Source organism: Azospirillum sp. UFLA03-27 (assembly GCF_059803775.1).
This window is the reverse complement of sequence record NZ_JAUQTX010000056.1, coordinates 16,682-30,101: the sequence shown is the minus strand read 5'-3', so window position 1 is coordinate 30,101 and position 13,420 is coordinate 16,682. Positions and strand designations below refer to the sequence as shown.

13 protein-coding genes are annotated in these 13,420 nt (G+C 68.9%); 5 read left to right on the top strand and 8 right to left on the bottom strand.

All coding sequences use genetic code 11. The features are described from left to right. The first annotated feature begins 76 nt into the window (after positions 1 to 76). Both Q4I23_RS11255 and Q4I23_RS11250 read left to right on the top strand, forming a co-directional pair. Positions 77 to 922 carry a hypothetical protein gene (locus Q4I23_RS11255; protein ID WP_498526299.1) on the top strand — a complete coding sequence of 282 codons (846 nt, stop codon included), beginning with the start codon at positions 77 to 79 and terminating at the stop codon, positions 920 to 922. 109 nt (positions 923 to 1,031) lie between these two features. Then, complete coding sequence (locus tag Q4I23_RS11250; protein WP_498526298.1) at positions 1,032 to 1,511, top strand: anti-virulence regulator CigR family protein; 480 nt, start codon at positions 1,032 to 1,034, stop codon at positions 1,509 to 1,511. Positions 1,512 to 1,564: 53 nt separating this feature from the next. On the opposite strand, the gene Q4I23_RS11245 is transcribed toward Q4I23_RS11250, so the two are convergent. From Q4I23_RS11245 to Q4I23_RS11220, 6 genes are all read right to left on the bottom strand, one after another. Then, positions 1,565 to 2,920 carry a TldD/PmbA family protein gene (locus tag Q4I23_RS11245; protein ID WP_454019334.1) on the bottom strand — a complete coding sequence of 452 codons (1,356 nt, stop codon included), beginning with the start codon at positions 2,918 to 2,920 and terminating at the stop codon, positions 1,565 to 1,567. 160 nt (positions 2,921 to 3,080) lie between these two features. Beyond that, positions 3,081 to 3,530, bottom strand: a complete 450-nt coding sequence (locus Q4I23_RS11240; RefSeq protein WP_498526297.1) for a DoxX family protein — start codon at positions 3,528 to 3,530, stop codon at positions 3,081 to 3,083. A 132-nt stretch (positions 3,531 to 3,662) separates the two neighbouring features. Beyond that, positions 3,663 to 4,787 (bottom strand): DUF3616 domain-containing protein, encoded by a 1,125-nt coding sequence (locus Q4I23_RS11235; protein WP_498526296.1) that lies wholly within the window; start codon positions 4,785 to 4,787, stop codon positions 3,663 to 3,665. Between the two features lie 40 nt (positions 4,788 to 4,827). Then, positions 4,828 to 6,354 (bottom strand): UbiD family decarboxylase, encoded by a 1,527-nt coding sequence (locus Q4I23_RS11230; protein ID WP_498526295.1) that lies wholly within the window; start codon positions 6,352 to 6,354, stop codon positions 4,828 to 4,830. A 97-nt stretch (positions 6,355 to 6,451) separates the two neighbouring features. Then, entirely contained in the window at positions 6,452 to 7,228 is a 777-nt protein-coding gene (locus tag Q4I23_RS11225) for a DNA alkylation repair protein (RefSeq protein ID WP_498526294.1), read from the bottom strand. Positions 7,229 to 7,230: 2 nt separating this feature from the next. After that, complete coding sequence (locus Q4I23_RS11220) at positions 7,231 to 7,890, bottom strand: class I SAM-dependent methyltransferase (protein ID WP_454019339.1); 660 nt, start codon at positions 7,888 to 7,890, stop codon at positions 7,231 to 7,233. 250 nt (positions 7,891 to 8,140) lie between these two features. Here Q4I23_RS11220 and Q4I23_RS11215 point away from each other — a divergent pair, with 250 nt between their 5' ends. Beyond that, the gene (locus tag Q4I23_RS11215; protein ID WP_454019340.1) at positions 8,141 to 8,872 is read left to right on the top strand and encodes a CHAP domain-containing protein; all 732 of its coding nucleotides are present in this window, start codon (positions 8,141 to 8,143) and stop codon (positions 8,870 to 8,872) included. 23 nt (positions 8,873 to 8,895) lie between these two features. Here Q4I23_RS11215 and ubiA read toward each other — a convergent pair whose 3' ends face one another. Beyond that, positions 8,896 to 9,822 carry a 4-hydroxybenzoate octaprenyltransferase gene (ubiA, locus tag Q4I23_RS11210; protein ID WP_454019341.1) on the bottom strand — a complete coding sequence of 309 codons (927 nt, stop codon included), beginning with the start codon at positions 9,820 to 9,822 and terminating at the stop codon, positions 8,896 to 8,898. Between the two features lie 134 nt (positions 9,823 to 9,956). Here ubiA and Q4I23_RS11205 point away from each other — a divergent pair, with 134 nt between their 5' ends. After that, entirely contained in the window at positions 9,957 to 10,751 is a 795-nt protein-coding gene (locus Q4I23_RS11205) for a 16S rRNA (uracil(1498)-N(3))-methyltransferase (RefSeq protein ID WP_454019342.1), read from the top strand. Positions 10,752 to 10,832: 81 nt separating this feature from the next. Beyond that, complete coding sequence (locus Q4I23_RS11200; RefSeq protein WP_498526293.1) at positions 10,833 to 12,197, top strand: glutamate--cysteine ligase; 1,365 nt, start codon at positions 10,833 to 10,835, stop codon at positions 12,195 to 12,197. 64 nt (positions 12,198 to 12,261) lie between these two features. Here the strand turns inward: Q4I23_RS11200 and Q4I23_RS11195 are convergent, their stop codons facing one another. Further along, positions 12,262 to 13,416 carry a pyridoxal phosphate-dependent aminotransferase gene (locus tag Q4I23_RS11195; RefSeq protein WP_454019344.1) on the bottom strand — a complete coding sequence of 385 codons (1,155 nt, stop codon included), beginning with the start codon at positions 13,414 to 13,416 and terminating at the stop codon, positions 12,262 to 12,264. Between the last annotated feature and the right edge of the window lie 4 nt (positions 13,417 to 13,420).

The window sequence follows — 13,420 nt, the reverse complement described above, 5'->3', positions numbered from 1 at the left end:
TCCGTCGAGGACGGTGAATCACGCAGCCCAGTTGCCGTAAACTCCTTCTGAATCGGTAACCCCTGAAAGGGCTCTAATGCATGACCTGGGCTTTGAGGGGAAGCTCTGGGCGAATGGTCTCGCGCAGTACGCCGCGGACGTGGACATTCCCGGCATCGGGCGCGGTGAGGTCGACAAGAGCCGCCCAGGGGGCAAAGACCTCGAGCCCTCCGCCAAGGAGGAGGCGGAGGCCGCCGGCCTGCCGCCGCCGCCCACCACGGTGCTGACCACCAGCCAGACCCCGGGGCTCCAGGGCTTTGCGAAGGTCGTGCAGGACGCCCGCGACTCGCTGGATGCCACCTACACGGCCATGGCGAAGGAAGGCAAGGGGGTGAACTACTCCGACCCCACCGGAAAGGACGTGGAGCGGCTGTTCGGCGGCTTCGACCGGCGCAGCCTCCACGCCATCGCCAGCAACAAGGACGGAACCTTCTCCAAGAACGAGCAGCAGGCGGCACAGTCCGTCATGGCCCGCCAGCAGAAGCAGGCGATGGACGCCGCCGACCCCCTCGGCACCGACAAGGCCGCCGCCTACCGCGCCGGGGTGAAGTTCCTTGACGAGGCCAGTCAGGAGGAAAAGGAGTCGGTCAACTGGTCGGTGCAGCGGGCGGCACTCCAGTACAGCTACGAGAAAACGACGAAGGAAACCGGTGCGCCGATGGAGCGGCTGGGCAACGGCAGTGCGCTCGCCTCGGTGCTGAAGGACGCGCTGGAGGCCCAGGACGCGCAGACCGCCGACGTGATGAAGAGCATCGGTGGAAAGACGATGGGAGGGGAGGGCACGGGATACGTGTCCGACCTGAAGAGCCTGTCGCTGTTCCGGGATTTCCTGCCCAACCTGTCGGTTCGCGGCGCCGGCGGACCGATGAGCGTGACGGTCTGATATCCTGCCCTTGCCACAGGCCAGCGGCGGAGCTTGAGGCTAATCCGATGGGGGTAGGGCCGCGGGGTGCGCTGGTGGCTCACCTTCGGCAGGCAGGGGAATGCGGATCATGAGTAAGGATCGGAGGCGGCGCCGGAGTGGGCGTGTCGCGCTGGCGCTTCTGGCGGTGCTGTCCATGGCCAGTCCGGCCACCGGCCCAGCGCTGGCGGACAAGCCCGACTGGGCCGGTGGTCCCGGCGGAGGGCATGGCAAGCCGCAGGGTGGGCCGTCTTACGAAACCCGGGGGCACGACTCCAAAGGGCGCGCCTCAGGAGGGTCGGTGTCCCGCGGCGAGGTGACGATCATCCGGGACTATTTCGTCGCCCATCCGGTCGGGGTGACGGCCCTGCCGCCGGGGATCGCGAAGAAGCTGGCGCGCGGCCAGCCGCTGCCGCCGGGCATCGCCAAAAAGGTGGCGCCCGTCGATCTGCGCCAGCGGGTGCCGGTGTGCATGAACGGCTGGGAGTGCATCCTGGCCGGCGCGGACATGCTGATCCTGGACGCGGTCCACGGCACCATCGCCGACATCGTCCGCGGCGTGGTTCGTTAACAGGGGGTCCGCTGACAGGAAGAGGAGGCGCCTTGCGGCGCCTCCCGTTGCGATCACAGGCCGGCGATGGTCAGCCCGTCGATGCGGATGGTCGGGGCGTCCATGCCGAAGCGCAGTTCCAGGTCGCTGGCGGGCTCCAGGTTCAGGAACATCTCCTTCAGATTGCCGGCGATGGTCAGTTCGGTGACCGGATAGGCGATCTGGCCGTTCTCGATCCAATAGCCGGCCGCACCCCGGCTGTAGTCGCCGGTCACCCCGTTGACGCCGGTGCCCATCAGCTCCGTCACGTAGAAGCCGTTGGGGATCTCGGCCAGCAGCTCGTCGCGGCTCTTGGTTCCAGGGGCCATGTAGACGTTGGCCGGGGCCGGACCCGGCGGGCCGGAGGTGCCGCGCGCCGCGTGGCCGGTGGTCGACAGGCCGAGCTGGCGGGCCGAGCGCAGGTCGAGCAGCCACGTGGTCAGGTGTCCGTCCTCGATCAGGTTGCGGCGGGTGGTGGCGATGCCCTCCGCGTCGAAGGGGCGGGAGCGCAGGCCGCGCTTCACATGCGGGTCGTCCACGATGGTGATGCCGGCGGCGAAGATCCGCTGCCCCATCTTGTCCTTGAGGAAGCTGGTGCCCCGCGCGATGCTCGGCCCGCTGATCGAGCCGGTCAGGTGGCCAAGCAGTCCGCGGGAAACGCGCGGATCGAACACCACCGGCACCTTGCAGCTCTTGACCCGGCGCGGGTTCAGACGGCGGATGGCGCGTTCGCCGGCCTCGCGCCCGATCGACGCCGGGTCGCGCAGGTCGGAGCCGTAGACCTTGCTGTCATAGTCGTAGTCGCGTTCCATCCCCGTGCCCGTCCCGGCGAGCACCGAGGCGGAGAGCGACTGCCGCGACACCCCGTAACTGCCGGTGAAGCCGTTGGACGCGGCAATGGCGATGGTGGAGCGGCTCCACCCCGCATCGGCGCCTTCGGAGTTGGTGACGCCCTCGACCGCCAGCGCGGCCTCCTCGGCGATGCGGGCGCGTTCGATCAAAAGCTCCGCCGAGGGCTCCGACGGGTCGCACACGTCGAGGTCGGGGAGGGTGGTGTAGATCTGCTCCGGGTCGGCGAGGCCGCAGAAGGGGTCCTCCGGCACCACGCGGGCCATGGCGACGGCGCGCTCCACCAGCTCGTCCAGCGCCTTGGCGCTGCGGTCGGTGGAGGAGACGATGGCCTGCCGCTTGCCGATGAAGACGCGCAGTCCCAGATCGCCCGACTCGGACCGCTCCAGCTTCTCCGTCTTGCCGAAACGCTGGCTCAGCGACAGGGAGGCGCTGTCGAACAGCACGGCGTCGGCGGAGTCGGCCCCGGCGCCCTTCGCCTTGCGGATCAGATCGTCCAGCAGGGCCAGCACGTCAGGTTGCGAGGTGGTCGAAACGGGCATTACGGTCTCCGCTAGGTCTCCGGCTTGTCTAGCAAATGGGAGCCCGGAGAAGAAGAGGAAGGGGCATATCGCCTCAGGTCCGGTCCGCTCGCCGCACAAATGCGGCGGCGCGCGGGGGCTGGTGCCCGCCCGCGCGCCGCTCGTCATGCTCGCTTCAGGGTCAGGCCAGCCGGCTCTGAAGGGTGTTGCGGCCGGCGGTCGGCAGCTTCAGGGCGAAGGCGCCGTCGCCCAGCAGGGCCTGCACGCCGAGCAGCACCGTCCAGAACACCGGGAACTCCCAGCCGCCGCCCTGGGCCGAGAAGACCCAGCCGTTGCCGGTGTGCTGGAGCGTCGCGCCGATCATGATCGGCAGCAGGGCCAGCGAAATCCAGCGGGTGAAGACACCGGCCACCAGCAGCAGGCCGCCGCCGATCTCGCCGAGGATCACCAGATAGGCGAAGAGGCCGGGGTAGCCGAGGCTCTCGAAGTAACCGACCGTGCCCGCGATGCCGAAGGTAAAGACCTTCAGGATCAGGCCATGGGCGATGAACAGAAGGCCCAGGCTGACGCGCATCAGGAAGGCGGCGTAGGGGGCGGTGCGGTTGTCGATGGCGGCGGTGTTGGGGTTCATGGCGTGGTCTCCTTGTCTCAGCGTGTGCCCCGCGTCGGGGCCGTTGTCGTCTGAGGCCAAGAATAGCGATGCCCGCAGTTGGGATAATCCGCTCAATCATACAATTATTGTTGTGTGATCGAGAACAAAAGCTCACGCCCGGAAGGCGTTGGCCGGATCGTAGCGGGAGGGCAGGGTGAACAGGTCGGCGGTGGTCCCGGCGTCGTGAAGGCGGGCCTTGGACGGGCTGTCATAGACCACCAGAAGGGCGGGCGGGGCGCCGTCGCGGCGGACGCAGGCGATGCCCTCCGCGTGGTCGTCGCCCTTGCCGTACGGGAGGTTCAGCAGAGGAACCAGCCGGTCGCGCGGGATGACGGTTTCGTGGGTGACGGACAGGGCGTCGGTCCAGCGCCACACGGCGACGGGACCGTCGAGATCCATGGTCGGCCCGGCCAGGATCACCAGATCCTCACCGTCGAAGGTCAGTTCGCGGATGCCCAGCCCGTCCAGATCGACGAAATGCTTGCGGTACTTCTCGCCGTTCGGCCCGAGTGGGCGCAGCCGCAGGCGTTCCTCGACGTCCGGATGGTCCTCCACCGCCAGTTCCAGGATGCAGGCCCAGCCGCGCAGCACCGGACCGCGCAGCCCCAGCCAGACCCGGTCGCCATGGGCGGCCAGCCCCTCCACGTCGAAGCCGTTCTCCTTGGCGGGAACCGCGACGAAGCGGGCCAGATGCTCGTCCTCCGCCAGCGCCTTGGTCAGCGCGTTGCCGCCCTTGCGGAACTTCAGGCAACCGGCCGTCCGCTTCCCGTCGCGGCGGACCGGGGTGAGGCGCCCGTCCGCCTCGGTGACCAGGGGGATGCGGCCGAGCAGGAAGCGGTTGGGGTCGCAACGCACCTCGGTCAGCCGCTCCAGCGCCGTCTCGGCGCTGTTCTCCTCGCGCTCCGGCTTCTTGCGGGCCAGCGCGTGGGAGCCGGTGACCCACAGCCAGCCGTCGGCGATGGCCATGCCCTCGATGTCCGCCTCGTCCTTGCCCGGTTCGGTCTCCGGCAGGGCAAGGAAGTCCGCCAAGGAAAAGACGGCGTCCTGTCGGTAGACGGTGCCGCCTTCCTCGGCCGCCAAATGGACGACCTGAGCGCCCTCGTCCGACGCCACGAACAGGTTGCTTCCCGCCCGTTCGGCCACCGACAGGTCCCCGGCGGTTTCGCCGCCGTCGCTGAAGATCAGGCGGACGGTGGCGATGGGGCTGGCGAGGGGATGGGCGGCGTCGCTGGGCATGGCGGGACTCCTTGGAAAAGGCGGGACGTCCCTTAACGCCTCACTTCCAGATCGGGGTCCCGCTGCCCGGAAGACCGTAGGACGCCCATTTGCGCGACACCTCGTCGACCACGCCCTGGTCCATGCGGATCTTCTGGCCCCACTCGCGCTTGGTCTCCGGCGGCCACTTGTTGGTGGCGTCCAGCCCGACCTTGCCGCCCAGGCCCGACTCGGGGCTGGCGAAGTCCAGATAGTCGATGGGGGTGCCCTCGATCACGGTGATGTCGCGGGCCGGGTCCATGCGGGTGCTCATCGCCCACATCACGTCCTTCCAGTTTCGCGCGTCGATATCGTCGTCCACGACGATCACCCATTTCGTGTACATGAACTGGCGCAGGAAGGACCAGACGCCCATCATCACCCGCTTGGCGTGGCCGGGATAGGCCTTCTTCATGCTGACCACAGCGATCCGGTAGGAGCAGCCTTCCGGCGGCAGCCAGAAATCCACGATCTCCGGAAATTGCTGGGTCAGCAGGGGGATGAAGACCTCGTTCAGCGCCTCGCCCAGCACCGACGGCTCGTCGGGTGGGCGGCCGGTGAAGGTGGACAGGTAGATCGGATTGCGCCGCATGGTCATCGCCGTGACGGTGAAGACCGGGAAGGGCTCGACCGAGTTGTAATAGCCGGTGTGGTCGCCGTAGGGCCCCTCGTCGGCGTATTCGTCCAGGCTGACATGGCCTTCCAGGATGATCTCGGCCTGGGCGGGTACCTTCAGCGGCACGGTCTTGCAGTCCACCAGCTCGACCTTCTTGCCGCGCAGCAGCCCGGCGAACTGGTATTCCGACAGCGTGTCCGGCACCGGCGTGACGGCGGCCAGGATGGTGCCGGGATCGGCGCCGAGGACCACCGCGCAGGGCAGCGGCTCGCGCTTGCCGCCCAATTTGTTCTGGTGGGCGGCCCAGCGGTGATGGTGCTGCGCGCCGCCGCGGTGCTTCAGCCAGCGCATGATCGTCTTGTTCTTCCCCAGCACCTGCATCCGGTAGATGCCGAGGTTGAAGTCGTCCTCGCGCTTGGCCGTTGGCCCCTTGGTGACGACCAGCGGCCAGGTGATCAGCGGCGCCGGCTCGCCCGGCCAGCAGCTCTGCACCGGCAGGCGGCTGAGGTCGATCTGGTCGCCGGTCAGCACCACCTCCTGGCAGGGGGCGGAGCCGACGGTCTTCGGCTTCATCGACAGCACGGTCTTGGCGAGCGGGATCAGCTCCATCGCCTCGCGGAAGCCGCCCGGCGGCTCCGGCTGCTTCAGGAAGGCCAGCGTCTCGCCGACGCCGCGCAACTCATGCGGCTCACGGTCCATGCCCCAGGCGACGCGCTCCACCGTGCCGAACAGGTTGACCAGCACCGGCATCTCCGAGCGGGTGCCGTCGGCCTTGATGACGTTCTCGAACAGCACCGCCGGGCCGCCTTCGGCGAGCAGGCGGGTTTGGATCTCGGTCATCTCCAGCGCCGTGGACACCGGCTCCCGGACCACCACCAGCCGCCCGGCCTTCTCCAGCCGGTCGATGAAGTCGCGCAACGAGGTGTAGGGCATGGTCGAGGGTCCGTTCGGATGCGATGGGGGCGGATCAAGGGGTAGGGGCGCTTAGCATCGGCCTGGAGAGCGCCGCGTCAAGGGGTGAGGTGCCGCCTCACGCGGGTTCCTTCACGCTGCGCAGGGCGCGGCGGACGATGCAGCGGGTGGCGTCCGGGGCGGGACTGTCCGTCTCCCAGCGGGCGCAGAGGGACTGTACCCAGCCGGGCTGGCTCTTCGCCGCGTCGTTCAGCCAGTTGGCGACCGAGTCCTGGACGTAACGCGCGCCGTCCGCCCGCAGCGGGTCGAGGACCGGCAGGCCGCGCGCCGGGTCGGTCTTCAGCGCGCCGATGTGGCCGCACCAGACGCCGCGGGGCCGGGTGGCCTCGCTGGCGAAGCGGCGCAGCCGCTCCGACGGCTCGGCGGTCCACGGCGTGAGGAGAGCCAGCGCCTCGTCGATGGCGGCGGCGATGTGCGGGCGCAGCGCCAGCCACGCCCATTCGCGCACGCCGAAATGCGGGTCGTCGGCGAGCGGGCGGATGCGCTCCAGCCGCTCCGCCAAAGTCAGGCCGGGGGCCGCCGCCAACGCGTAGCAGGCCCAGCCGCGCACCGTGTCGGATGGGTGGGCAGCCAGCCGCTCCACGGCTCCCAGGCCCAGGCGCTCGACGGCCGCGCTTCCCGCCGCCGCCATGCGCCGGGTCACGCCCTCCTTCGGGTCGAAGGACACGGCGCCCGCGGCTTCCGGAACGGCGGCGGCGAGCAGGATGGTGAAATCGATGGCGAGCGATTCGGCCAGCGTGGCGGTCTCGCGTCGGCCCGCGTTCAGGTCGGCCAGCACCTCCGGCGGGATGTCGGCCATCCGGGTGGCGCCCTTGCGCGGGGCGGTCGTGGTCATGCTCAGGCCTCCGGCAGCAGGCGCCAGATCACCGTTTCGCGCATCTCGCGGTCCTCCAGTTCCAGGGAGGTCGGGACGCTGTACTGCGCGACCCGCTCGATTCCGCTGAGCGGGACATAGGCGCGGCCCGGATCGCCCAGCAGGACCAGCGTGCCGGTTGCGGCGATTCCGCGCAGCCAGGCGGTCACCCGGTCGGCCATCGGCTTCTCGTAGCAGACGTCGCCCGCCAGAACGACGTCGATGCCGGGCAGGGGGCGGTCCACCAGATCGGCGCTGACCGCCTTCACATCGACTCCGTTGGACTCGGCGTTCAGGGCGATGGCGGCCAGGGCGAAGCGGTCGATGTCGCAGGACTGCACGCGCGCCGCCCCGGCCATCATCGCGGCGATGCCGACCAGCCCAGTGCCGGCGGCGAAATCCAGCACCGACTTGCCCGCCACCAGCTCCGGCCGGTCGAGCACGAGCCGCGCCACCGCCTGACCGCCCGGCCAAGCAAAGGCCCAATAGGGCGGCGGTACATTGGACTCTTTCAAAGAATCCTCGGTAGCTTCCCACAGCGGTGTGATTTCCGTCGCCAGATGCAGCGCGATCTCGGGCAGCAAAGGAGTCCGTGTTACGACCGTGTTGGAACGGATGAAGTCGATTTGAGAAAAGTTGTTCATAACTGGACTCCCGGCGGGGGCTGCGCGGGCGTGGATGATCTATCCACAACCGGTTTTGGTTACATAATTCAAACGGAGTAGACACACCTGCTGTCCCGTGTTACCCGTTCGAAAGGAGAAAAACAAAGGTCATGGGGTTGATATGCGGTCGAAAGGGATTGCACTCTGCGCATCGTTCGCGGCGTTCATCGCTCTCAGCCCGTTTGTCATATCCAAAGCCCAGGCCCAGGACGGGGATTGCGTCCGCACGGTGCGCTCCATATCGGATTTCGACATCCGGGGCGATGCCTGGACGTGGTGGAACACCGCCGCCAATCAACAATATGAGCGCGACCAGCGTCCGACCCTAGGCTCCGTCCTCGTCTTCAAGCGGTCGCAGCGGCTGGGCCGCGGCCACGTTTCCCTGGTCAGCCACATTGTCGACCGCCGCACCATCGAGGTCGATCACTCCTGGCTCGACGGCCGCGGTCTGCGCCGCAACATGCGTGTGGTCGACGTGTCGCCGCGCAACGATTGGTCCGCCGTCCGCGTCTGGCACGAGCCGTCGGACCAGCTCGGCCTGCGCGTCTACACCACCTATGGCTTCATCCTGCCGGAGGGCGAGGAGGCGGAGATCCGTCAGGCCGACGCCCGGGGTGCCGGCATCGGCAGCACCTTCGCCGTGGCTCCGCAGGGCCGCGCCACGCCCAAGCCCGCCGCCGGGCCGCGCCTGATGGAGGCCTCGCTGAAGGGGCAGGCCGTTGCCGTTCCGGGCCGCAAGCCGCAGGTGTTGACCGCGTCCCTCACCCTCTCCGGCAAGGGCGCCGCCGCGAAGACGGTTCCGCCGCTCCAGACCGCTGCCGTGCTGCCGGCCCGCAAGCCGACCCTGCCGGCTTCCCGGAAGAGTGTCGAGATGGTGGCCTCTACCGAGGGCGTCCGTGCGGTCCTGCCGCCGCGCAAGCCGGGCTCCGCCGACAGCACCGTCGCCGAGCTGACGCGCTAAGCTCCCTCCAAGTCCCCGGCCGCCTAGATCTTTCCGGCCAGGAAGGCCGCCAGCACCAGCCAGCCGAACCAGCGGTTCGACTTGAACTTCTTCAGGCAATCCGTCTGATCGTCGGGGTTCCAGGTCGCCACCTGCCAGGACAGTTGCAGCGCGGCCAGCGAGAGCAGCGGCAGGAACAGCCCGCCCAGCCCGGCCAGACGCCCGGCGATGCCGATCCCCACGAAGGTCAGCGTGTAGAAGCCGTAGATCCAGATCTTGCTCTGGTCGCCCAGCCGCAGGGCGGTGGACTTTACGCCGATTCGCGCGTCGTCCTCCTTGTCCTGGTGGGCGTAGATGGTGTCGTAGCCCAGCGTCCAGACGATCCCCGCGGCGTAGAGGGCCAGCGCCGGCCACTCGAACTCGCCTCGCACCGCAGTCCAGCCCATCAGGGCGCCCCAGTTGAAGGTCAGCCCCAGGAAGGCCTGCGGCCACCAGGTGATGCGCTTCATCAGCGGGTAGGTGAAGACCAGGACCAGCGACAGCACTCCCAGCCCGATGGTCAGCGGGTTGAACTGCACCAGCACCGCCAGCCCGATCAGGAGCTGGACGGCGAGGAAGGCCAGCGCCTGTTTCACCGACACCTGCCCGGAGGGAATAGGGCGGGTCCGCGTGCGCTCCACCATGGCGTCGAAGTCGCGGTCGAGGATGTCGTTGACCGTGCAGCCGGCCCCGCGCATCACCACCGCGCCGACCGCGAACAGGCCCATCAGCCAGAGGTCGGGCAGCGGCCCCGACCCGGCCAGCGCGATGCTCCACCAGCCGGGAAACAGCAGCAGCCACGTGCCGATGGGCCGGTCCAGCCGGGCCAGCCGCAGATAGGGACGGACCGCCGCCGGGGCGAAGCGGTCGATCCAATCGCCGCGCCGGATGTCGGTGAATGCGCCGGGAGCGGGGGAGGCAGGGCTGGTCATGGCGGACTCGGGAAGAGAAGTGGAAGAAGCCGGGGGCAAGGTAGCGGCGGGGGTGGGTCCCCGCAAGGCTGGGCCGTTTCCGCCCCGGAGCGTTATCGCTATAGTCGGCGCCGCACACCGGAGACCTTTGCGCCATGTCAGACCAACCGAAGACCCGCCTCTATGTGGACAGCCCCCTCGGCGAGGGGCAGGCGGTGGGGCTCGACCATGAGCGGGCGCATTTCCTGCGCCATGTCCTGCGGCTCGACAAGGGCGATGTCGTGGCCGTCTTCAACGGGCAGGACGGCGAATGGCTGGCCGCCATCGACGGCTTCGGCAAGGGCTGGTGCTCGCTCACCGTGACGGTGCAGCGGCGTCCTCAGGCGGCCGGGCCCGACCTCTGGCTGCTGTTCGCCCCGATCAAGCGCGGGCGCATTGATTTCGTCGCGGAGAAGGCCAGCGAGCTGGGCGTGTCGCGGCTGTGGCCGGTCTTCACCCGCCGCACCGACCCCAACCGCGTCAACACCGACCGGCTGCGCGCCAACGCCATCGAGGCCGCCGAGCAGTCGGAGCGGCTGACCGTGCCGGAGATGGCCGACCCGCTGCCGCTGGACAAGGCGCTGGCCGGCTGGCCGGCCGAACGTACGCTGTACCTGTGCGCCGAAGCCGGGAACGTACGCCCCATCGCGGAGGCCGTCCGCGGCCGTCCGCGCGGCCCCGCCGCCTTCCTGATCGGGCCGGAGGGCGGCTTTGCGCAGTCCGAACTTGACGAAATTTGCAAACTCCCCTTTGTTGTTCCCGTCGGCCTGGGGCCCCGCATTCTCCGGGCCGACACGGCGGTGGTCGCGGCGCTCGCCTGCTGGCAGGCCCTTGCGGGGGACTGGACGGCGGACGGGGGCGACACCCGACCGCCCTTCCGCGCGCCGGCCGACCCCACCGTCGGGGAGTAAGGGCCGCTCGACGCGCCGCTGTTCCGAGGCGGGCCGTTTGACTCGTTGGCCAATTCAGACTTTTTGAAAGCGGGAGCTTCCATGTCCGCACCTCCGCAGACGCGTGGTGAACCGATCACCGACCGCCGCCAACTGGCGGCCTATCTGGAATCCGGCAACAAACCGGCGGACCAGTGGCGCATCGGGACCGAACACGAGAAATTCGCCTACCGCGTCTCCGACCATCGGCCGCTGCCCTACGAGGGGCCGGACGGGATCGGTGAACTGCTGACCCGCCTGCAGCGCTTCGGCTGGGACCCGGTGGAGGAAAAGGGCAACCTGATCGCCCTGACCCAGGGCATGGCGAATATCACGCTGGAGCCGGGCGGGCAGGTGGAACTGTCCGGCGCCCCGCTGGAGACCCTGCACCAGACCTGCGCCGAGGTGCACCGCCACCTCGATCAGGTGAAGGAGATCGGGGGCGAACTGGGCATCGCCATGATGGGCCTCGGCTTCCAGCCGAAGTGGCGTCGCGACGAGATCCCCTGGATGCCCAAGGGCCGCTACAAGATCATGGGCGATTACATGCCCAAGCGCGGCAATCTCGGCCTGGACATGATGATGCGCACCTGCACCGTGCAGGTGAACCTGGACTTCGCTTCGGAAGCCGACATGGTGAAGAAGTTCCGGGTCAGCCTGGCGCTTCAGCCCATCGCCACGGCGCTGTTCGCCAACTCGCCCTTCACCGAGGGCAAGCCGAACGGCTTCCAGAGCTTCCGCAGCCACATCTGGACCGACACCGACCCTGACCGCACCGGCGACCTGCCCTTCGTGTTCGAGGACGGCTTCGGGTTCGAGCGGTACGTGGACTACCTGCTCGACGTGCCGATGTACTTCGTCTACCGCGACGGCACGTACATCGACGCCTCCGGCCAGTCCTTCCGCGACTTCATGCAGGGCCGCCTGCCGGCGTTGCCGGGCGAGGTCCCGCTGATCACAGACTGGGCCGACCACATGACCACCTCCTTCCCCGAGGTGCGTCTGAAGAAGTATCTGGAGATGCGCGGCGCCGACGGCGGCCCGTGGCGCCGCCTGTGCGCCCTGCCGGCCCTGTGGGTCGGGCTTCTCTACGACACTCAGGCGCTCGATGCCGCCTGGGACCTCGTGAAGGGCTGGACGACGGAGGAGCGCGCCCACCTGCGCGCCGAGGTGCCGCGCCACGCCCTGCGCACCCCCTTCCGCGGCCGCACGGTGCGGGAGGTCGCGCTTGAGGTTCTGGAGATCGCCCGCGGCGGTCTGGCCCGCCGCGCCCGCAACGACAACTGGGGCGACGACGAGGCGCATTTCCTGAACACGCTGCTCGACATCGCCGAGTCCGGCCAGACTCCCGCCGACGAGCTTCTGGCGAGGTTCAACGGCCCCTGGGGTGGCAGCGTGGACCCGGTGTTCAAGGAATACGCGTACTGAGACTCTAAAGAAAAAGCCCTCTTCCGGCATCCCGGAAGAGGGCTTTTTCTTTTGAAAGGCCGATTTACTTTTTCCAGGCGATCAGCCGCCGGGCCGCCTCGGCGATGGTTTCCTCCGAGCCGGCGAAGCTGAAGCGCACGAAGCGGAGGCCGCGTGCCGGGTCGAAGTCGACGCCGGGGGTGCAGGCGATGCCGGTCTCCGCCAGGATGCGCTTGCAGAAGGCCTCGCTGTCGTCGGTCATCTCCGTCACGTCGGCGTAGATGTAGAAGGCGCCGTCCGCCGGAGCCAGCTTGTCGAAGCCGGCCTTCGGCAGTTCCCTCAGCAGAAGTTCGCGGTTGCGGGCGTAGCGGGCGACGTGGCCGTCCAGTTCCTCGGTGCAGGCGAAGGCGGCGACCGCGGCGGCCTGCGACAGGCTGGGGGCGGAGATGAACAGGTTCTGGGCGAGGCATTCGACCGAGCGGATCAGGTCGTCCGGAACGATCATCCAGCCAAGCCGCCAGCCGGTCATCGAGAAGTATTTGGAGAAGCTGTTCACCACCAGCGCGCTTTCGCTGACCTCGGCGGCGGTCACGGCCTCCGGTCCATAGGTCAGGCCGTGGTAGATCTCGTCGGAGACGAGGCGCACGCCCTTGGCGTCGCACCAGTTCGCGAGCGCGGTCAGCTCCTCCCGGCTCAGCATCGTGCCGGTCGGGTTGGCCGGGCTGGCGACGATCAGGCCCTGGATGGGCGGATCGAGCCGCTCCAGCAGGTCGATGGTCGGCTGGAAGCGGTGCTCCGGACCGGTCGGCAGCTCCACCGGCTCGACCCCGATGGCGGTCAGCGTGTGGCGGTAGGCCGGGTAGCTGGGCGAGGCCATGGCCACCCGGTCACCCGGATCGAAGGCCGCCAGGAAACCGAGCTGGAAGGCCCCGGACGAGCCGGTGGTGACCACCACGCGCCGCTCCGGCACGTCGATTCCGTAACGGTCGCGGTACCAGCCGGCGATGGCCGCCCGCAGCGCCGGGATGCCCAGCGCCCCGGTGTAGCCCAGCACGTCGGCGTCGAGCATGCGGTGGGCGGCCTCCAGCACGCCCTTCGGCGCGCCGGTCGAGGGCTGCCCAACCTCCATGTGCAGGACCTCCAGGCCGGCGGCTTCGCGCTCGGCGGCGGCGCGCATCACTTCCATGACGAAGAAGGGCGGGATGGCGCCCCGTTTGGAGACTTTGGGTGCTTTGCTCATGATT